This is a genomic window from Bacillus sp. FSL K6-6540 (assembly GCF_038007545.1).
This window is the reverse complement of the sequence record NZ_JBBOXH010000001.1, coordinates 6,011,820-6,031,098: the sequence shown is the minus strand read 5'-3', so window position 1 is coordinate 6,031,098 and position 19,279 is coordinate 6,011,820. Positions and strand designations below refer to the sequence as shown.

The following is a 19,279-nucleotide window of genomic DNA, read 5'->3' as shown; positions in this document are numbered from 1 at the left end:
GAAAGTAGGAGAGTAATGGAAGATTTCATCTTGTGGTTGAAGTATCTGCTGCTGGGAATTGTGCAGGGGGTTACGGAGCCGATTCCGGTATCCTCCAGCGGTCATTTGATTGTCGCCCAAAGGCTGATGGGCATGGAGCAGAATGGGCTGTCGTTCGAAATACTGACCAATACGGCCTCATTGATTGCGATCGTGTTCATCTTTCGCAAGGATTTGCAGAGATTGATTGTGAACGGCCTAAGTTATGTTCGGACACGACGACCGGAGTTTAAATCCGACTTCATGTTCATTCTGTATATTATTGTGGGTACGATTCCGGCTGTCATCATCGGACTGTTGTTCAAAGACCAGATTGAGGAAATATTCGCTTCGGTTCGCACGGTAGGCGTCGCGCTGCTATTTACGGGAGTCGCACTTTGGCTGATTCGGAACCTTCGCGGCCGCAAGCTGGATAATGACTTGTCGTTCAAGGACGCGCTTATCGTAGGTTTGGCACAGGCGGTGGCGCTGATTCCGGGGATCAGCCGATCCGGCTCGACCGTCATTACGTCGATCGCCGTGGGGATGAAGCAGGAGACGGCCCTGCGGTTTTCCTTTATGCTGTACATTCCGATAAGCCTCGGCGGCATGGTGCTGGGCGTGTCGGATATGGCATCGGATCCTGATTTTGCTCCGCTGTTCATTCCCTATTTGATCGCATTTATCGCGACGCTCATCTGCACCTATTTTGCGATGAAATGGTTCATGAATATCATGGCGCGCGGGAATCTGAAATATTTCGCTTATTATTGCTTTGTTGTCGGCATTTTGCTGCTTGTCTTCTTATAAGAATGAGGGAAGGCTTCTCATAAGGTTCCTTGAACTTGTGGGGAGCTTTTTTTCTTACTGTGGAAGGGAAGCAAGGCGATCATTGCGTAGTATCGGATATAAGAAAGGTATAAGATGAAGCTAATAGGAGAGTGGTTGTGATGTCAAAAATTCCGTTTCAATCGGTCGTTTCATCGGAGGAGGAGCTTCGAAACTTGTTCGGCGATTCCAATCACGTGGTCAAACATAAAACGATTCATCGATTGGACCATCATTGCAAAGACTTTATTTCGAAGAGCCCCTTGTTGTTTATGGCTACTTCCGACGCATCCGGAGCCTGCGACGTTTCGCCCCGGGGAGATGCGGCGGGATTCGTGCATGTGATCGATGAATCCTGCTTAATCATTCCGGAGCGTCCGGGCAATCGACGGTTTGATTCGCTGCGGAATATCCTGTCTAACCCGAGAGTCGGGATCGTGTTTGTCATACCGGGTTTGAAGGAGACTTTGCGAATCAACGGCAGCGCCGTCTTGGTAAGGGACGAAGAAATCCTGGATCGGCTTAGCGTACAAGGCAAACGCCCGTGGCTTGGCATTGCGGTCTCGGTCGAGGAATGCTATATGCACTGTGCAAAAGCTTTCATGCGTTCGCAAGCATGGGATCCCGATTCCTGGATACCCAGCGAGCATCTGCCCAATCCGTCCAAGATCATCGCGGATCATGTGAATCAAGATCACGTGACGGAGGAGATCGTTGCCCGGGGAATGCAGGACAGTTACACGAATCGTCTCTATTGATTTTCATTTATAATAGGTATAGCGATATAAGGAAACGATGAGATATGACGGTCAGATTGAAGATAAGGGGACCAATAACTTTGATAACGACCAGAGAACAGGTATTGGATCGATTACATAGGGGGATACAGACCCAGGAGCGATTGATCGGGGTAGCGGCAGGAGCAGGAATATCGGCAAAATATGCGGTCAAAGGCGGCGCCGATCTGATACTGGCCTTGAATTCCGGCCGTTTTCGGCAGATGGGACTGGGCTCCTTGGCGGGCTTCATGCCCTACGCGAACTGCAATGAAATGGTGATGGATTTCGGCTCGCGCGAAATTCTTTCCGTGGTCCGCGACGCACCGGTGATATTCGGTTTATGCGGAACGGATCCAACCGTTCAGTTGCCGGGATACTTGGATGCCATTCGCGGAAGCGGTTTTGCCGGCATCATCAACTACCCGACGGTGGGGATGATTGACGGACTGTTCCGCGAAGCCTTGGAGGAAGAAGGCATCACGTATCTGCAGGAGGTGGAAGCCATCCGGATTGCCCATGAGCGCGATATGTTTACGATGGCCTTCGTATTCAATCCGGAGCAGACGACATGGATGCTGGATGCGGGAGCGGATATCATCTGCGCCCATCTGGGCGTTACGGCGGGCGGGATGATGGGGACCTCGAAAGCATGGTCGCTGGAGAAGGGCGCCGAAATCGCCAGAGAAATTTTTGCCGTCTGTGACGACTCGGGCAAGCAGCCGATCAAGCTCGTATATGGCGGTCCGGTCCATACGCCCATCGATGTCCAGTACATGTACGACAACACGTCCGCCATGGGTTACGTGGGCGGCTCGAGCTTTGAGCGAACGCCGACGGAAGAAGCCATCGTGGATGCGACGCATCGGTTTAAGGCAACGGGCCATCTGGAGCAGGACCGGCAGCTGATGGACAAGCTGACGCAATTCGATGTACCGATGGACTATGTTGCCTTTGTGAAAGAATACGTAGCCGAGCATTATGCAGTCCCGATTTCAATGACGGAGCTGGCCGAACGGATCCACGTTTCAAGAACGCATCTCAGCGCGCTTTTTAACAGAGAGGTGGGGTGCAGCTTTCCCGAATACATAGCCAAATATCGTATTCACAAGGCGCAGGATATCATGAAGCACAGCAAGCTGTCCCTGAGTAGAATAGCGGAGCTGGTCGGTTACCCGGACTATGTTCATTTCAGCAAGACCTTCAAAAAATACGCAGGCATGTCTCCCCAGGCCTATCGTCGGCATATGAAAGACAAATATACATAAAGATCGTACATAGATACGATCCTTTTTATTTGAAAGCGCTGTATTATGGTCTTACAGGGATCACATGCCGGACCCGTCAGTCAGAACGGGGCAAGCGATCCTGAGAAGAGACATGGGGAGGTCTTCACGGTGAAAACCATAGCCATTGCGGGGACGTTTGATACGAAGGGTGCTGAGTTTTTATACGTTAAATCGGTGATCGAGAGCTTGGGGTTACAAACGTTTACGATTCATAGCGGCGTGTTTGAGCCGATGTTCACGCCGGATGTAACCAATATCGAGGTTGCAGGGGCGGCAGATGCGGATCTACGCGAAATCGCGGCCCGGAAGGACCGGTCGGCAGGGACTGCAGTATTGGCTCAAGGGATGGAACAAATCGTGCCGAAGCTGTATGCAGAGGGCAAATTCGACGCCATACTGTCATTCGGCGGTACGGGGGGAACTTCCATCGTCACCGCCGGCATGCGAGCATTGCCGATCGGCGTACCAAAATTGATGGTCTCCACCGTCGCTTCCGGCAATACGGCGCCTTATGTAGGGACAAGCGACATTATCATGTTTCCGTCCATCGTGGATGTATCCGGCCTGAACTCGTTTTCCACCAAAATATTCACGAACGCGGCACACGCGATAGCCGGCATGGTTAAGTTCGAATCGGCTGCGCCGATGGATAAAAAGCCGCTGATTGCAGCGACGATGTTCGGGGTAACGACCCCCTGCATCGATTATGCCAGAGAGCATCTGGAGTCGCATGGGTATGAAGTGCTGGTGTTCCATGCAACCGGCACGGGCGGGCGAACGATGGAAAGCCTCATTGAGGCCGGATTCATCGACGGTGTATTGGATTTGACGACAACGGAATGGTGCGATGAGCTGGTTGGCGGCGTATTGGCGGCAGGGCCGAATCGGCTGGAGTCAGCCGGACGCTGCAAGGTGCCGCAGGTCGTATCGACCGGGGCGCTCGATATGGTCAACTTCGGTCCGTACGATACCGTGCCGGAGGCATTCCGGGGACGAAACCTGTACAAGCATAACCCTTCGGTTACGCTGATGCGGACCACGGTGGAGGAGAACCGGCAGCTTGGCGGGATCCTTGCGGATAAACTGAATTCGTCGCAAGGTCCTACGGTGTTGATGCTGCCGCTGAAAGGTGTATCGATGCTCGATGTGGAAGGCGAAGCATTCCATGGAGCGGAAGAGGATAAGATGCTGTTCGACACGTTAAGACAACGGATAGACCGTGAGACCGTTGAGCTGATCGAGATGAATACCGATATTAACGATCAAGCTTTTGCGGTGGCCGCGGCCGATAAGCTGATGGAATTGATGAAGCGGCAATGAGAAGGGGAAGCCACAGGGCCAAGCATTCAAACTGAAGGAGGAACATATCATGGCCATGCAAACAAGAGCAGAAGTATTAGCGAAACTAAAATCAGAGGTTGCAGCGGGTAAGGTGTTGTTGGGAGCTGGAGCAGGGACAGGGATTTCCGCGAAGAGCGCCGAAGCAGGCGGCGTAGACTTAATCATTATTTATAACTCGGGCCGTTACCGGATGGCCGGGCGCGGATCTCTCGCTGGATTGATGGCGTACGGAGACGCCAATCAGATCGTGGTGGACATGGGGAACGAGGTGCTGCCGGTCGTGAAGCATACGCCGGTGTTGGCGGGGGTTTGCGGCACGGACCCGTTTCGGATCATGGATATTTTTCTGAAGCAGCTGAAGGAGCAAGGGTTTGCGGGCGTGCAGAACTTTCCGACGGTGGGCTTGATTGACGGCGTATTCCGGGCGAATCTGGAAGAGACGGGCATGGGCTATGATCTTGAGGTCGAGATGATCCGGAAGGCGCATGAGCTGGATTTGGTGACCACGCCGTATGTGTTTAACATCGATCAGGCGAAGAAAATGGCCGAAGCCGGAGCCGATGTTCTGGTTGCTCATATGGGGCTTACCACGAAAGGCACCATAGGCGCGAAAACGGCACTGACGCTCGACGACTGCGTGGACAAGATTCAAGCGATCTGCGATGCCGGAAAAGCCGTCAACCCGGACATTATGATTCTGTGCCATGGCGGTCCGATTGCGGAGCCTGAGGACGCGGCGTATGTATTGTCCAGAACCCATGGGGTGGAAGGATTCTTCGGAGCATCCAGCATCGAGCGTTTTGCCACCGAGGTTGGCATCAAGCAGCAGACAGAGGCATTCAAGAATATTTCGAAATGAAGTCGTAAGCTGGAAAAAGTATGGTTATGATCCTAAGGAACGCAGAAGACTCCCGTCAGGGAGTCTTCTTGGTGTTTTATTGTCCGTTGGACTGAACCAACAAGGCCTGCAAGCGAATTGAAAACGGCGCATGAAATGGACATCCTCTTTCGCGCCCGGCGGCTCGCCTGTCGTCCGGATCAATCATCATCCTTGCGTTTGCTCTTGGATGCAGCCACGGCAAAGGCAATAACGACAAGCGGAATGAAGATAAACCATGGGATCGTAATCGTGGTCCCCAATAGCAGGGCAAACAGCAGCAATACCACCATGCCAATGATCAAGTACAGGCAGCCTCTGCCGAACGTCTCCATCATCCATCATCTCCTTTTGAGAAGGATAACGTAATGGACAAGTCGCAGGTTTCGCAAAACATGGCAAAAAGGCAGAAGCCTTGCCCTTGCCATCACGCCCTTATCGGTCACGCTGACAATGAATGAAGGTTTCCACCCAATCACAGTGTAATGTATGAAAAGCATACCAGTTCAAGATCAAATTTTTTATCGCTGTTCATCTTTTGCGTTCATTTTATAATCCTTCAAAGCGCTAAGATTGGCCCGGGAATTTCCAAGCGGCGGCTTTTTATCGCCTGGTTCCGGAGGCAGACGGTGAAGCACTTCCCGAAGCAGGGCATGATTCTCCCACACGATTTCATGAATTTCGCCCACCGTATAGAATAAGGCGCCCAAGATTGCGCCGCCAATAAGCCAAGCGATGCCTGTCAGCCAATTGCCCTCCATGATGATATGAATGATGACTCCGCCGATAAAACCGCCGATGAACCATACAGCGCCAAGCATCTTGAACAGTTTCGACATGCCGATACCTCCATAGGGATGATATCATCAATCGTACCAAAAAAAGTAAGTCATGGATATGGCGCAATACGAACGCAGAGACCTCAACTGCTGGAGGCTTAATTTTGAATAGAGGAAGCAATCATGATAGTATCAGGGGATGAACCAGTGGATGAAGGGGGCATATCGATTGTGGCCAATATTAAAGAGATAGCCAAGCTTGCAGGCGTGTCGGTATCAACTGTATCCCGGGTGCTGAATAACCACCCTTATGTCAGAGAAGAGAAGCGGGCACGCGTGCTGGAAACGATGAAGCAGTTGAAATACGCCCGGAATATGAATGCGGTCCATCTGATTACAGGGAAAACGATGAATATTGCCATCATGCTTCCGTTTATTAATCATGCCTACTTCTCCTTGCTGATGGAAGGAGCCGGCCAAGAAGCGCTTGCCGCTAACTATCGCCTCATCCTGTGCCAAACCGGGTATGCGCCGGATAAGGAAGTGGAAGTGCTGGAGATGCTGCGCAACCGCGAGATTGACGGCATCATTATTCTATCGTCGGCCGTGACGCCGAAACAGATCGAAGCCTATTGCGCTTACGGACCGATTGTATGCTGTCAGGATGCAGGGGAACGCTTATTTTCTTCTATATATATAAACCATGCTGAGGCATTTCGCAGTGCCATGCGTTATTTGATAAGGCGGGGACATCGCCGCATCGGCTTCACCGTAGGAAGACTGGACAGTCCGAGCACGAGAGCACGCCAAGCGGCCTATGAAGAAGTGCTTCAAGAAATCGGAGAGCCTTACCGCGAGGAATGGATCCTGGACGGTTGTATAGATCTCGAGGACGGTGCAGCGATTATGGATCGGCTGTCGGGCATGGAGGAACGTCCCAGCGCCATATTGGTGACGGGCGACCATGTGGCCGCCGGGTTAATCTATGAAGCAGAGAAAAGAGGGCTGTCCATTCCGCAAGAGCTGGCCGTCATCGGATTCGACAACCAGCCGATCGGCAAAATGCTGGGCCTTACTACGATTGATAACCGCCTGTTTGATATGGGGACGGAGGCTTTCAGGATACTCTATGCCCATATTCAAGGGGAGCAGAAGGAGCCGATTCGCAAGGAGCTTGCTTTCGAGCTGATTGAACGTTCGTCGGTCTAATGGCTGCAAAGCCAAGTTCTAACAAACGGATTACAAAGTTCGACAATTGTGATATTCTTATCTATGCAAGTGCTTTGTTTCACAACGCTAAACGTCTGCAAGTGATTTGCAGGCGTTCTATTCTGTATCATAGAAGGGAAAGGAGCATATCAGACGTGGATGCCCTTACACAGTTTAAAAAAGCTTCCCGAATCAAAGTGATCCCCGTCATGCTGATTCCGGTCGCTTTGGGAGCGCTCGGGGCTTACGTATGGACGGGTACATTTCATATAGGCCTTTTTTTATTGACCTTGATCGGGAGCGGCGCTGCCCATTTGTTCTCCAATATGGTGAACGATTTATGGGACTATAAGAACGGAACGGACACAGAAGCGCAGGAGCATGTAGATGCAATCTCCACCAACTCCGGGTTTTTGACCAAGGGGGTCTGGTCGCTCCGTAAGTTCGAGATCGTCACCTGGACGCTGTTCGGGATCGCGGCGTTGAGCGGCATCATCCTCAGCTTGATCAGCGGCTGGTGGGCTTTTGTCTTTGGTGGACTCGGCGGGTTGATCGCTTACTTTTACGTCGCACCGCCGATTCGATTCGGTTATCGCGGCAAGGGCTACAGTGAAATTGCGATTTTGCTGTCCTTTGGTATTTTGCCGGTGATGGGCGCATACTACGTTCAAACCTCACATATGGATGTTCGGGCCTTGCTGCTGTCACTGCCCATCGGGCTGCTGACAACGTTGATTTTGTTCAACCATCACTTTTTGCATTGGCAGGCAGACCGTCAGGCCGGGAAGAAGACCCTGGTCGTGGTATGGGGCGAAAAGAGAGCGCTGAACTTCTCGCGAGTTCTGCTGCTGCTGGCATGCCTCTCCTTGATAGCCTGCGTATTGGCCGGAGCGCTCCCGCCTTACGCACTGATTGCGCTGCTTACGATCATTCCGTTGTATCTTGTCTATGGAAGGCTGAAGGACAGCAACCGTTCCGAGGCGTATTTACCGCTGATGGGCGCGTCAACGATGACCACCATGCGCTGCGGCGGCGTGCTGATCCTGTCATTGATCATTCAGGGAATCATTCAGACTTTGTAAGGAAGAAGGGGAAATAGATGGAACAACAACGCGTTTTTGGTGATTTTCACTCCATCCTGTCCGAGAGCGGGACTTGGAAGATCGGCGGGTTCCCGCTGCCGGACGGTTCATTCTGGGAATATCGCGAGCCGAATGCGGTCGTTATCGTTCGCAATGGCATTCTGTACGTACGCGCACCGCTGAGCCGTCAGAATAACCAGATCCAAATTCTCGATAACGCCAAGCATATGTATTATTCCAATGAAGAAGTGGACGTGCCGGAATCCGGCGAGGTGACCTTCGAGCTGCAAATTCGGGCCCGCACCCAAGGTACGGTTCCCGGCGACTTGTATGACGGCTACGTATCTTTGAATCTGCTTGATTTCAGCACCGGCGCGGCACTGGACTTTTTTGCTTCGAACGACAAATACGCCAGCGTGTATGCGGTCCTGCCGTTCCCGGGCGTGCAGGTGCCGGAATCGGACAAGACCCGTTACTTTTGCATTTTCAAAGAGGAAGATACGCACTTTACGCCGCGGGAATTCAACACGTACAAAATCACGTATAACCGTGCCGAGGACGAAGCTATCTTCTACGTGAACGGCGAAGAGATCCGCCGGGAGAAAAACATCCCGATCAAGTTCAACAAATTCACCATCGCGCTTGGCATCATGACCGAAAAAGACCTGACGCCGGAGGGCAGCGTATCCGTGCATGGACAAACCGTTATTGCCGAATATTCTCCCGTGACGGTCACGATAAAAGAGTAGACTTATATAATGAAAAAAGATCATGCCATGTTGGCATGATCTTTTTTCATTCGTTAGAGAAGGAAGGCCTGCAGCAATGCTCGAGGCCGAATCGGGGAAGCTGAAGCCCCCGAAAGCCGAAGAAGCCGAGCCGGACATGCTGTGAGTCCCAAGGGGATTCACAGCATGTCCGGCCATTCGGGTGCAGGAAGATTAGGTGGGAGCCAGTGGCAGTGCCACAAGCCGAGCCGGCAAGCCTGTGAGTCCCAAGGGGAATCACAGCATGTCCGGCCATTCGAGTGTAGGAAGATTAGGTGGGAGCCAGTGGCAGTGCCACACAAGTCGAGCCGGCAAGCCTGTGAGTCCCAAGGGGATTCACAGCATGTCCGGCCATTCGAGTGTAGGAAGATTAGGTGGGAGTCAGTGGCAGTGCCCCAAGCCGAGCCGGCAAGCCTGTGAGTCCCGAGGGGATTCACAGCATGTTCGGCCATAAACCAGGCAAGCTGACCGTGTCGAACTGGTCAACATTGCCCCTTCCCCGCACCGCCCCACAAAGCCATCCCTGAAGAAAGGGATGGCTTTGTTTGCGGGAAAGATTGGAGGCCGGGCCCAAGAAAAGAGGATGTATCCGTGGAGGAGACCTGGCGTTCGCCTTTGAAACCGGGAAAATACCGCAAAAATATCATCCTGTTTTCCTGGTTTCAACAGCGACCGAAACGGATACATCCTCCCCAGACCAGGCCGACTAATCTTGACATCCAAAAAAGAAAGCCATCCCACAAACCATGGGATGGCTTTCAACGTTATTTCAGATCTTCAATCGAATTGGCTTCCACGTAAGACGGAACCACCAGTCCGGTTTTTACGCCTTCCATGTTGGCGCCAAGGTCTTCCACTTGGTCCTTGAATTTATCCCAGTAGTCCGCATGCGTCAGCGGCAGCCAAGCAGCCACGGTGGCGTCCACGTCGCCGTTGGCAACGCCGGTCCACATAGGGCCTGCTTCAACTTGAAGGGCTTCAACTTTGTAACCCAGCTTTTCTTCCATGATCACTTTCAGCAGGTTGGTGCTGGCAATTTCGGAATCCCAAGCCACATAACTGAATTTGAAGCTTTTGCCGTCAACCGGTTGAACGCCTTCGAGCCAAGCATCGACTTTCTCAGCGTTGCTGTCCGCCCATTCTTTAGCTGCAGCCTCAGGGTCTTGGCCTTCTTGGATCGCGGTCATAATCTGACCCATATCGTCGGACGTCCACTTGAAATTGCTCAGGAACTTATAGGCTTCCGGATGATCTTCCTGAAGTCCAAGGCGGGCAACGGTGTGGATCTCTTCCGCTTCACCGTAAACCTTCTTCGGATCTTCCAGATACTTCAGATCGTATTTGGCGAACATCCAGTGCGGAGTCCAACCGGTAATAATGATCGGATCTTCGTTCTTGATGGCTTTATCGAGAGTTGCCGTCATGGCCGCGCCGGAACCTTCGATCAGTTTCCAGTCGGTCAATCCATATTCCTCAATCGCAGCAGCCGTTGCTTTCATAATACCCGCGCCAGGATCAATACCGATGATTTCATGTTTGACTTGATCGCCGAGGGAAGCGGTGGAACCGCCATCAGCCCCGTTGTCCGTCGTTCCATTCGAGCCGCCGTTTCCGCCCTGACCGCAAGCGGACAGGACCAGAATAGCGGCCAAGCTAAGCAGCAACCAAAACTTCTGTTTCTTCAAATTAAGCACCCCTTTTTTTCGATTTAAATATATTTTGTGTAAAGCGGTCGAGGACAATCGCCAAAATGACGACAGCCAAGCCGGCTTCAAACCCTTTACCGATTTGCAGCTGCGTTACCGCGCGATATACCTCGGCACCGATACCTTGGGCGCCGATCATCGAAGCGATAACCACCATCGACAACGACAGCATGATGGTCTGGTTAATGCCGGCCATCAAGGTTGGCATGGCCAGCGGCAGCTGAACCTTGAACAATTTCTGCCCGGAAGTCGAACCGAATGCATCCGCAGCTTCAGTCAATTCGCCGGATACTTGCATAATGCCGAGGCGGGTCAGGCGAATCGTCGGCGGAATAGCGAAGATAACCGAAGCGATAACTCCCGGAACCACGCCCAGACTGAAGAATGTGACGGCAGGCAGCAAGTACACAAATGCCGGCATGGTCTGCATAAAGTCCAGAACCGGTATGATCACGCGGGATGCGGACTTGCTATAGGCCGCCCATATACCCAGCGGAACACCCAGTATGACCGAGATCAATGCCGCCGTGATGACCAGACTGAGCGTGCTCATCGTCTGTGACCAGTAGCCCAAGTTGTCGATCAGCAGGAAACCGATGGCCGTGAACAAGGTTAACGGCAGACGGCCCAGCAGGTAGGCAATGACGGCCAGGATGACGATGAACAGATACGGATGAGGCAGCATGAACAAATCCGTAAACAACTGCACAACGTTCTCGATAATGAAAGAGATGGCGTCAAAGAATCCGGAGAACACGTCTCCCATCCAATCGACCAAGGAATCAACCCAGCTGGCAAGAGGGATCTTAGGCATCTTGCGTCACCTCCTCGCTCTTGGTTTCTCCGGCCAAGGCACCAAGGACGGCACCGCGGACGATAACGCCCATCAGTCGGCCGGTATCATCCACAACGGCCAATGGCACTTTGGACATGCTCGTAATTTCAAACAATTCATTTAGCAGCGTGTCGGGTCCGACGCTCGGTCCGTCCGTGATGAGAATATCCGCAAGCTTGCGGTTATTCTTCATGGCATCCGATGCATCTTCCGCCGTAATGACGCCGAGCAGCTTCTTCGAACGGTCGATCACGAACAGGTTCGAGATGCCGCGTTCACGCATAAGCTCCAGCGCAACCCGAGGCCCGCGATCCATCGTGATGGTTTCCGGACGGCGCATAACCCGTGAAGCGGTAAGCACCTTGGATAGATCCACGTCTTCCACGAACCGTTCGACGTAGTCGTTGGCAGGCTGGGTCAAGATTTCCTCCGGCGTGCCGATCTGCACGATCGAGCCGTCCTTCATCAAGGCAATGCGGTCGCCGATCCGAAGAGCTTCGTCCAGGTCGTGGGTAATGAACACGATGGTTTTTTTCATTTTGTCCTGGAGCTCGATCAATTCGTCCTGCATGTCTCTGCGAATGAGGGGATCCAGTGCGCTGAAGGCTTCGTCCATCAGCAGAATCTCCGGATCGTTGGCAAGCGCACGGGCCAGCCCGACGCGCTGCTGCATGCCGCCGCTGAGCTGATCGGGCATTTTTTCCTCCCAGCCCTTCAAGCCTACAAGCTCAAGCGACTTCATGGCCGCTTCGCGGCGTTTGCTCTTGTCTACCTTCTGAATCTCCAGACCGTATTCCACATTGTCCACAACCGTGCGATGGGGGAACAAGGCGAACTTCTGGAACACCATGCTGATTTTTTTGCGGCGTACTTCCCGCAGCTGTTCCTTGTTCATTTTTCGCAGGTCCTTGCCGTGTATCAAGATTTCGCCCGATGTCGGCTCAATCAACCGATTTAGCAAACGGACGAGCGTAGACTTCCCGCTGCCCGATAGCCCCATAATCACGAAGATCTCGCCTTCCTGAATATCGAAGCTGACACGGTTAACGCCAACCGTTATATTTTTCTCTTTTGCAATTCGCGCTTTACTCCAGCCTTGCTCAAGCAATTGAAGCCCTTGTTCCGGGTTCGCGCCGAACAATTTGCTGACTTTGTTAACTTGCAGAATAGCCAAAAGTACTCCTCCTTTTATTGTATAGAGACGCGTCCATTTGTCCGAGTCTTTGCCGATGTCGTCTCGTAAACCCATGTCACCCATTGTAACAACCGATACGTAAAGTATCAAACGTTATATCCGTACATAAAGTACGTACAGTAAAAACTGTACAAAGTTATCCTTTGAAATGCTCTCATATGCTCCGATATCCTCCAAAGCGATCTTCTTTACTTTTAAAATAGCTTTCCCTACAATAGATCAGAGAATGTGTGTGGATTCGGCTTGTTTAGATTTCATTGAGATCGTTCACACTACACTTCGAGTCCACCTAGTTTTGTTATGTTGACATGACTTCTTGGATGGCTACAGTATAGAGGAGGCTGCAAGCATGGGCTTGTACCATTTAGATGATGAACGGCAGGCAGCCGTGCAGAAGATTCGTAAGCGTGTCATTGAAAATATTGGACGGAATATGGACTTGTACGGCATTCCACACTCAACGGGACATTTATACGGATTACTTTATTTTGCGGATAAACCGATGAACCTGGATGAAATGGGACAGGAAATGAAGATGAGCAAAACGAGCATGAGTACAGGCGTGCGGACGCTGCTCGATTATAAAATGGTCAACAAGGTGTGGGAGAAGGGCTCCCGCAAGGATTTATATGAAGTGGAATACGATTGGTATCAGACCTTCTTTGATTTTTTCGATATTAAATGGCGTAAATCGGTGGAGAGCAACATTCTGGTCCTGCGCAAAGCGCTTGACGAAACGGAGAAGCTCCGCAAAGCCCATGAGGATGACGAAGAGCTGGTAGCGGTGCTGCAAGAGGATCAGGCGAAGATGCGTGAGGCTGTTGCTTATTATAAATGGCTGGAGCGATTGATCGATACTTTCGTGGATGGCGAAATCTTCAACTATGTGCCGAAAGAGCCGCCTGAGGGCAAATCCTGATCTTGAATATGGGGAAATTCCCCAGTATAATGTGAAGTAAGGCAATGCTTACCTAAGAGGTACAACCTGATTTTATCGGGTTGTGCCTTTTTTTGTTATATGGCGCTGCCTTAAGCGAATAAACCGCATGTTAACCGCACATGTGGTGCAAAAATAATCAGGAGGGGTTAGAATGGTCAGTATGTCCTCAAGAATGGTAGAGATCGCAGATTTTCCATCGGTTAGCTTAAGCAATACCCGGAGTTTGTATGTATATCTTCCACCCAGTTATCACGAGAATACGGAGAAGCATTATGCCGTACTCTATATGCATGACGGGCAGCACGTATTTTCAGCGGATGAGCGAGGCGGCTCATGGGATATGCACGTCACCGCGGATCGGCTGGTTTCCGAGGGGCGGATGGAGGAAATTATCATCGTCGGCATCGCCACGGTTCCCCATCAAAGGCTGAACGAGTATTTCCATGACAACCCACGGATGCATCAGGTGTTCGATCCGCCGTTTGCCGGCGAACGGTACGAAACCTTTATCATTGAAGAAGTGATGCCTTATATCAACCAGAATTTTCGAACGTTGAGGGGCCCGGAGCATACGGCTATGATGGGTTCGTCCGCGGGCGGGATCGTCACCTACAACATCGGTTTCCGGAGGCCGGATGTGTTCGGCAGCATTGCGGTCATGTCGCCTTATTTTGTCAGAGCCCAATTCGATGAACGGGGCGAACTGAAGGAACATCCCTTTTATGAAAGATACGGTACGCACCCGAATCTTCGGATTTGGCTGGATATGGGCGGTGCTGAAGGTGTTTTCATGGAAAAATACGCCCGGGAGGAAGCGGAACGCTTGGTTCAGGACGGTTTTGTGCCGGGGGATGATCTCATGCTGTTCCTGGATCCGGGAGCAGCTCACAGCCAAAGCGACTGGGCAGGCAGAGCGCACGCACCGCTGCTGTATTTTTTCGGAAACATTGGTGAACCGGTCTCGATCAAGCTGGATGGCGACGGCGTCGCAGGGGTAAACGGCCCCGTCAAGCAACTGAATCCGGTCATTACATACGACAGCGGATTTGTTCAAACGTTGATGAATGGAACATATCATGTTGAGACTCCGGAATTGCTCACGATACTGCCGGACGGAACGCTAAAGCCTCGAGCTCCCGGCAGCACCCGGATTACGCTTCAAATGGGAAGCTTAAGCGCGGATAAAGAGATTACGATCGTTGAAGAACTTCCGGAATTCGTGAAAGTCGCGATTGAGGTGAAGGTACCGCCTGCAACGCCCGTTTCTCCCATGATCTATGCCGGATTTGAGATTCCGTACAGCGGAGAGGGCGTTTACAGGGGAAGCGCGATGGTACCGCATGGTTTGTCTTTTACGTTCAAGGTATCGCGAGGGTTTGGATTGCATGAGAAGATCGGAGATCCCAAAGTGAAACGGCGTTCATTTACGGCAACGTCCGACTTGGAGCTGTTTTACGAGGTTGAGGACTGGGATGTTTAAAAGATGGATTGGCAATTGGAGGTTGAATCAGCATGACCATCAGATCAGCAAGACCACAGGATGCGGGTGCGGCAGCCAGGCTGCTGTATGACGCACTGCACGATGTAGCTCATCGGTTAACGGGGGAAGACAGCGAAGAGAAAGCGCTTGAAGTGCTGGAGCAATATTTTCGGGCGGACGAGGGCAGGCTCAGTTACCGTCAGTCTGCCGTGGAGGAGATCGACGGCGAGGTGGCCGGCATCATCGTTGCTTACGGCGGCGATCAAGCGGCCGAATTGGACCGTCCCATCTTGGATCGGCTGCGGAAGCTGAAGAGCGACCCTACCGTAACGCTGGATCAAGAAGCGGATGAGGATGAGTACTATATTGATACGTTATCCGTTTCCCCGCAATTTGGAGGCAAGGGAATCGGTTCGGCGCTCATACTTCATGCGGAGAACCGGGCGAAGGAGCTTAAGTACCATAAAATTGCCCTCGCCGTGGTGACGGACAATCATCGTGCCCATTCCTTGTACGACCGAAAAGGATATAAAACGGATAAGGACATCATGATTAACGGGCATGTTTATCATCATATGGTCAAGCCCGTGTAGAAAAAAATAAACAATTAATAAACCGCCTATTTACAAATGGTAATAGGTGGTTTATTATTGTGACATACCGATCTAGAAAATTAGATTGATAAACTAAATTAGATCAAACGAAAATAATCGTATGAATAACAAGTTTAGAATGAATAATTCAATTAGAATGGAGAGCTGCATGATGGATCATGATCAAAATCAAAGCATCGAAATATCGGTGGAACAAGCGAAGCTGCTTGGCAGCGCCCAGCGCGTGAAAATTCTCGGAACCATGCTGGATACGGCCAAAACCTCCAAGCAAGTCGCGGATGAATTGGGAGATTCGCCGGGAAGCATCCACTATCATATCCAGAAGTTATATGACGGCGGACTGATAGATTTGGTGGAGACCCGAACGGTCGGCGGCATCGTTGAGAAATATTATAAATCCAAAGCGAAGTGGTTTAACACCAAGGGAACGCAAACGATGGACCCGGTTCTTGCCGAAGATTACGACGCGGCGACCCGAACCCGAATTAGCTTGAGGCTGCAGCTGAACGCCGACCAATATGAAGAGATGACAAAGGAATTCAAGGAACTGCTCGAAAAATGGGTGAATAAGACCATCGCGACCAAAGGGGAAGACAGCAAGGAGTATGCCGTTGGGATCAATGTAGTTTCGACGGAAACGTCCAAATAGGAAGGGGCCTCACAGCCTCTTCTCCTAAACGATAAAATTTAAAATAAGGGAGTGTTTCTCTGTGGACATTTTAAAGAATCGCAATTTTCTGCTGTTGTTCATTGGCCGAATCCTTACGAATATCGGTGACAGCCTGTATGCTGTAGCCGCCATGTGGCTGGTATACGATCTGGGAGGTTCGACGCTGTATACAGGGCTTGCCGGCCTCCTCTCGATTCTCCCCCGGATCATTCAATTGTTATCCGGCCCGATGATCGACCGCGTTCCCATACGGGGGCTTCTGGTGTACACCCAGTTCATTCAAGCGCTTCTTCTGTTGATCGTTCCGCTTGCATTTTATTTCGACTTTCTGACGGTCGGCCTTGTACTGGCGATTACACCGATTCTATCGACGTTGAATATGTGGGTATATCCGGCCCAAATGTCGGCCCTTCCTAAAATTCTCGAAAAGAAGCAGCTGACGCAAGGCAACTCGCTGTTCTCCCTGGCCTACCAAGGCATCGATGTCGCTTGCAATGCCATATCCGGCGTATTGATTGTCGTGCTGGGCGCAGTATCCCTTTACTTATGGAATTCCATTGGATTTTTCGTCGGAGCTTTGTTGTTTGCGCAATTGAAAATCAAGAAGTCCATCAAGACTTCTGATAACAACGAGAATAAAACAACGGCGAAAGCGTCCGTTACTTCAAAAACGATGCAAAAGGCTCTCGGCGATTATTGGACCGACATGAAAGAAGGTCTCCGCTACATCCTGGCAACCCCGCTCGCACGGGTACAGATGGGGATTATCGTCATCAATGCCGCAGGCGGCGCTACCTTCACGGTTATGCCTGCGTTCGCCGACAGCCTCGGCGGAGCTGGCGTATACGGGATCTTGCTCATGGCCCAGGCTTGCGGAAGTTTGCTGGGAGCGATCCTGGCTCCGTATTTGAAGCTGGAGCGCCTGCCGCTTGGTTATCTTTTTGCCGGAGCGTTTTGTTTATCGGGTGCTGCCTGGTGCCTCAGCGTGTTCACCCCTTGGACCTGGCTTGTTGTTCTGGTGTACGGCCTGGCATGGTTTCCGGGAGGCATTACGAACGTCATCATCAATTCGGTCATTCAGAAGGCGATACCCGAGAAAAGATTGGGCACGGTGTTCGCGGCAGCAAGCGGACTCAGCGGAATTGCCATGCCGCTTGGCAGCCTGATTGGAGGTGCCCTTGGCGTGGTTGCGGCAAGCTCCTCCGTTATCGCGGGATGCGGAATCGCCGTGTTCTGCGTAGGAATCTTCTGGGTCTTTGACTCGACCACCCGCAGCCTTCCGGCACCTGACCAAGTGGATGAGGAATGGTTCGCGCCTTACACGAATGCAACGCCTGAGAAGTCCGTCTCGTTGCATGCTGCCCATTAAGATGGCTGACTTGGATGAGGCTGATGCTTGTTGAAGAATAAGTCTCGGAAAGGGAAACCCATGCTGCAATTTCAATAACGAGCCCCGGATGAATCGGCGATCGAATGGATTCATCCTGGCTCGTTTTTTACGCATTGACCGTCTTAAGCCCGCGCCGCAGTCCGCAGTAATCATGCTTGTCAGGCTAGTCTGCATAATGTGACCAAGTCCCTCATAGACATGTATCAATCAAGTCAAAACAAGTGTTGAAGGGGATGATGACATGCGCCGGATTTCATGGGTGCTGCTCGCGGTAGTATTATGCTTAACAACAATACTGGCGGGATGCGGGAAGAAAAATGCAGACAGCGTTGTGAAGGATCTGGGCAAGGTGGCTGATAAGCTGGAAAGTGCCAAGGGCGCTTACCAGGGAGCGGGCGTTATGACCATACATACCGGTTCGGCGCCGCAGGAGTATCAGGTTGAGGTATGGTACCAATCTCCATCTTACTATCGGATCAGCTTAACCAACGGGCAAAAGGATATTACGCAAATCGTGCTTCGCAACGATGACGGCGTGTTCGTACTGACGCCAAGCTTAAATAAGAGCTTCCGCTTCAAGAGCGACTGGCCGGATAATCAGGGGCAGGTATATCTGTACCAAACGCTGCTTAGCAGCATTCTGAGCGACAATACGCGCCAGTTTGCCGAGGACAAGGACAGCTACGTGTTTGATGTAGCCGCCAACTACCACAGTCATTCCTTGATTCGTCAGAAGATCTGGCTTGCCAAGGACAACTACACGCCGAAACAGGTACAAGTATCGGATTCGGAAGCCAATGTCGTCGTTGAAGTGAAGTTCAATACCTTTACATTCGATACGAACCTAACCAAGGATTCGTTTGATACCAACAAGAATCTGAGTGCCATGAACGATGCGAAGGGGACGCTTGCGGAAGTGGACGAGAACGGGGTACCGGTGGCTTCCACAACGGAGGGGAACGGCGCTCAGGGAACCGAGGGCTTGACGGAAACGGCTGCCGGCGGCGACATGGGATCCTTCGGCATCATCTATCCGGAATATGTGCCTGCAGGGGTTACGAACAAGGACACCATGGAAGTTCCGGAGAGCAAGGACCATGCGGTTATTCTGAAGTACGACGGCGTATACCAATACACGATCATGGAATCCAGACCGTCGGATCGTGCGGTTTCACTCGTTCCGGGCGAAGCGGTGTATATTGATTTCACGACGGTCGGCCTGCTCACCGGCGATCAGCAAAGAACGCTGACTTGGAGTTCGGAAGGCGTGGAATACCGGATCACGAGCGCTAATCTGCCAGTCGAAGAAATGAAGAAAGTCGCTGCTTCCATGCAGGGAGAATCGGGTAAATAATACGAAGTAGGCGGATACCAAGCATTGAAGGAGGGCAATCTTCCGACAATGAGGCCATTCGCCTATTTTCTCCAAATAAAGGAATTAGGGCAGGGGACTTCATCGATATTTTGCAGATATTCCGACGTT

19 protein-coding genes are annotated in these 19,279 nt (G+C 51.6%); 14 read left to right on the top strand and 5 right to left on the bottom strand.

Annotation, left to right across the window (positions count from 1 at the left end):
* Positions 1-15 precede the first annotated feature (15 nt).
* The 5 genes from MHH82_RS26985 (at position 16) to MHH82_RS26965 (ending at position 5,111) form a co-directional block, all read left to right on the top strand.
* Entirely contained in the window at positions 16-828 is an 813-nt protein-coding gene (locus MHH82_RS26985; RefSeq protein ID WP_015737273.1) for an undecaprenyl-diphosphate phosphatase, read from the top strand.
* A 140-nt stretch (positions 829-968) separates the two neighbouring features.
* The gene (locus tag MHH82_RS26980) at positions 969-1,604 is read left to right on the top strand and encodes a pyridoxamine 5'-phosphate oxidase family protein (RefSeq protein WP_015737272.1); all 636 of its coding nucleotides are present in this window, start codon (positions 969-971) and stop codon (positions 1,602-1,604) included.
* A gap of 80 nt (positions 1,605-1,684) precedes the next feature.
* Positions 1,685-2,890 carry a phosphoenolpyruvate hydrolase family protein gene (locus tag MHH82_RS26975; RefSeq protein WP_340968693.1) on the top strand — a complete coding sequence of 402 codons (1,206 nt, stop codon included), beginning with the start codon at positions 1,685-1,687 and terminating at the stop codon, positions 2,888-2,890.
* A gap of 129 nt (positions 2,891-3,019) precedes the next feature.
* Positions 3,020-4,231, top strand: a complete 1,212-nt coding sequence (locus MHH82_RS26970) for a Tm-1-like ATP-binding domain-containing protein (protein ID WP_015737270.1) — start codon at positions 3,020-3,022, stop codon at positions 4,229-4,231.
* 49 nt (positions 4,232-4,280) lie between these two features.
* On the top strand, positions 4,281-5,111 hold the full coding sequence (locus MHH82_RS26965; RefSeq protein WP_015737269.1) for a phosphoenolpyruvate hydrolase family protein: 831 nt from the start codon (positions 4,281-4,283) through the stop codon (positions 5,109-5,111).
* A gap of 179 nt (positions 5,112-5,290) precedes the next feature.
* Here MHH82_RS26965 and MHH82_RS26960 read toward each other — a convergent pair whose 3' ends face one another.
* Both MHH82_RS26960 and MHH82_RS26955 read right to left on the bottom strand, forming a co-directional pair.
* Positions 5,291-5,467 carry a hypothetical protein gene (locus tag MHH82_RS26960; protein ID WP_015737268.1) on the bottom strand — a complete coding sequence of 59 codons (177 nt, stop codon included), beginning with the start codon at positions 5,465-5,467 and terminating at the stop codon, positions 5,291-5,293.
* Between the two features lie 183 nt (positions 5,468-5,650).
* Positions 5,651-5,968 carry a hypothetical protein gene (locus MHH82_RS26955; protein ID WP_340968691.1) on the bottom strand — a complete coding sequence of 106 codons (318 nt, stop codon included), beginning with the start codon at positions 5,966-5,968 and terminating at the stop codon, positions 5,651-5,653.
* Positions 5,969-6,139: 171 nt separating this feature from the next.
* Between MHH82_RS26955 and MHH82_RS26950 the strand changes: the two genes are divergently transcribed.
* The 3 genes from MHH82_RS26950 (at position 6,140) to MHH82_RS26940 (ending at position 8,948) form a co-directional block, all read left to right on the top strand.
* Positions 6,140-7,117 carry a LacI family DNA-binding transcriptional regulator gene (locus tag MHH82_RS26950; protein ID WP_251498936.1) on the top strand — a complete coding sequence of 326 codons (978 nt, stop codon included), beginning with the start codon at positions 6,140-6,142 and terminating at the stop codon, positions 7,115-7,117.
* Positions 7,118-7,272: 155 nt separating this feature from the next.
* Positions 7,273-8,199, top strand: coding sequence for a prenyltransferase (locus tag MHH82_RS26945; protein ID WP_119846568.1), 927 nt, complete (start codon positions 7,273-7,275; stop codon positions 8,197-8,199).
* Positions 8,200-8,216: 17 nt separating this feature from the next.
* Positions 8,217-8,948, top strand: a complete 732-nt coding sequence (locus MHH82_RS26940) for a DUF6081 family protein (RefSeq protein WP_119846569.1) — start codon at positions 8,217-8,219, stop codon at positions 8,946-8,948.
* Between the two features lie 782 nt (positions 8,949-9,730).
* Here MHH82_RS26940 and MHH82_RS26935 read toward each other — a convergent pair.
* From MHH82_RS26935 to MHH82_RS26925, 3 genes are read right to left on the bottom strand one after another with little or no spacing between them, the layout of a single operon-like run.
* The gene (locus tag MHH82_RS26935; protein WP_015737264.1) at positions 9,731-10,651 is read right to left on the bottom strand and encodes a glycine betaine ABC transporter substrate-binding protein; all 921 of its coding nucleotides are present in this window, start codon (positions 10,649-10,651) and stop codon (positions 9,731-9,733) included.
* A gap of 1 nt (position 10,652) precedes the next feature.
* A complete protein-coding gene (locus MHH82_RS26930) occupies positions 10,653-11,486 on the bottom strand; it encodes an ABC transporter permease (RefSeq protein ID WP_015737263.1) in 834 nt (277 codons plus the stop codon).
* A complete protein-coding gene (locus tag MHH82_RS26925) occupies positions 11,479-12,681 on the bottom strand; it encodes a quaternary amine ABC transporter ATP-binding protein (protein ID WP_015737262.1) in 1,203 nt (400 codons plus the stop codon). Before MHH82_RS26925 ends, MHH82_RS26930 begins: the two co-directional genes overlap by 8 nt.
* Positions 12,682-13,051: 370 nt before the next feature.
* Here MHH82_RS26925 and MHH82_RS26920 point away from each other — a divergent pair, with 370 nt between their 5' ends.
* The 6 genes from MHH82_RS26920 to MHH82_RS26895 all read left to right on the top strand — a co-directional run bounded on the left by MHH82_RS26920 (position 13,052) and on the right by MHH82_RS26895 (position 19,150).
* Entirely contained in the window at positions 13,052-13,621 is a 570-nt protein-coding gene (locus tag MHH82_RS26920; RefSeq protein ID WP_015737261.1) for a GbsR/MarR family transcriptional regulator, read from the top strand.
* Between the two features lie 172 nt (positions 13,622-13,793).
* Positions 13,794-15,122 carry an alpha/beta hydrolase gene (locus MHH82_RS26915; RefSeq protein ID WP_340968689.1) on the top strand — a complete coding sequence of 443 codons (1,329 nt, stop codon included), beginning with the start codon at positions 13,794-13,796 and terminating at the stop codon, positions 15,120-15,122.
* Between the two features lie 32 nt (positions 15,123-15,154).
* Positions 15,155-15,715, top strand: coding sequence for a GNAT family N-acetyltransferase (locus MHH82_RS26910; RefSeq protein ID WP_015737259.1), 561 nt, complete (start codon positions 15,155-15,157; stop codon positions 15,713-15,715).
* A gap of 169 nt (positions 15,716-15,884) precedes the next feature.
* A complete protein-coding gene (locus MHH82_RS26905) occupies positions 15,885-16,385 on the top strand; it encodes a winged helix-turn-helix domain-containing protein (RefSeq protein WP_015737258.1) in 501 nt (166 codons plus the stop codon).
* A gap of 61 nt (positions 16,386-16,446) precedes the next feature.
* A complete protein-coding gene (locus MHH82_RS26900; protein ID WP_340968687.1) occupies positions 16,447-17,775 on the top strand; it encodes an MFS transporter in 1,329 nt (442 codons plus the stop codon).
* A gap of 262 nt (positions 17,776-18,037) precedes the next feature.
* A complete protein-coding gene (locus tag MHH82_RS26895) occupies positions 18,038-19,150 on the top strand; it encodes an outer membrane lipoprotein-sorting protein (RefSeq protein WP_119846579.1) in 1,113 nt (370 codons plus the stop codon).
* Positions 19,151-19,279 lie beyond the last annotated feature (129 nt).

Bases quoted from the DNA above. Each gene is read 5' to 3' on its own strand.
- MHH82_RS26985 (WP_015737273.1), top strand. From the start codon at position 16: ATGGAAGATTTCATCTTGTGGTTGAAGTATCTGCTGCTGGGAATTGTG.
- MHH82_RS26980 (WP_015737272.1), top strand. From the start codon at position 969: ATGTCAAAAATTCCGTTTCAATCGGTCGTTTCATCGGAGGAGGAGCTT.
- MHH82_RS26965 (WP_015737269.1), top strand. From the start codon at position 4,281: ATGGCCATGCAAACAAGAGCAGAAGTATTAGCGAAACTAAAATCAGAG.
- MHH82_RS26960 (WP_015737268.1), bottom strand. From the start codon at position 5,467: ATGATGGAGACGTTCGGCAGAGGCTGCCTGTACTTGATCATTGGCATG.
- MHH82_RS26955 (WP_340968691.1), bottom strand. From the start codon at position 5,968: ATGTCGAAACTGTTCAAGATGCTTGGCGCTGTATGGTTCATCGGCGGT.
- MHH82_RS26940 (WP_119846569.1), top strand. From the start codon at position 8,217: ATGGAACAACAACGCGTTTTTGGTGATTTTCACTCCATCCTGTCCGAG.
- MHH82_RS26930 (WP_015737263.1), bottom strand. From the start codon at position 11,486: ATGCCTAAGATCCCTCTTGCCAGCTGGGTTGATTCCTTGGTCGATTGG.
- MHH82_RS26920 (WP_015737261.1), top strand. From the start codon at position 13,052: ATGGGCTTGTACCATTTAGATGATGAACGGCAGGCAGCCGTGCAGAAG.
- MHH82_RS26915 (WP_340968689.1), top strand. From the start codon at position 13,794: ATGGTCAGTATGTCCTCAAGAATGGTAGAGATCGCAGATTTTCCATCG.
- MHH82_RS26910 (WP_015737259.1), top strand. From the start codon at position 15,155: ATGACCATCAGATCAGCAAGACCACAGGATGCGGGTGCGGCAGCCAGG.
- MHH82_RS26905 (WP_015737258.1), top strand. From the start codon at position 15,885: ATGATGGATCATGATCAAAATCAAAGCATCGAAATATCGGTGGAACAA.
- MHH82_RS26895 (WP_119846579.1), top strand. From the start codon at position 18,038: ATGCGCCGGATTTCATGGGTGCTGCTCGCGGTAGTATTATGCTTAACA.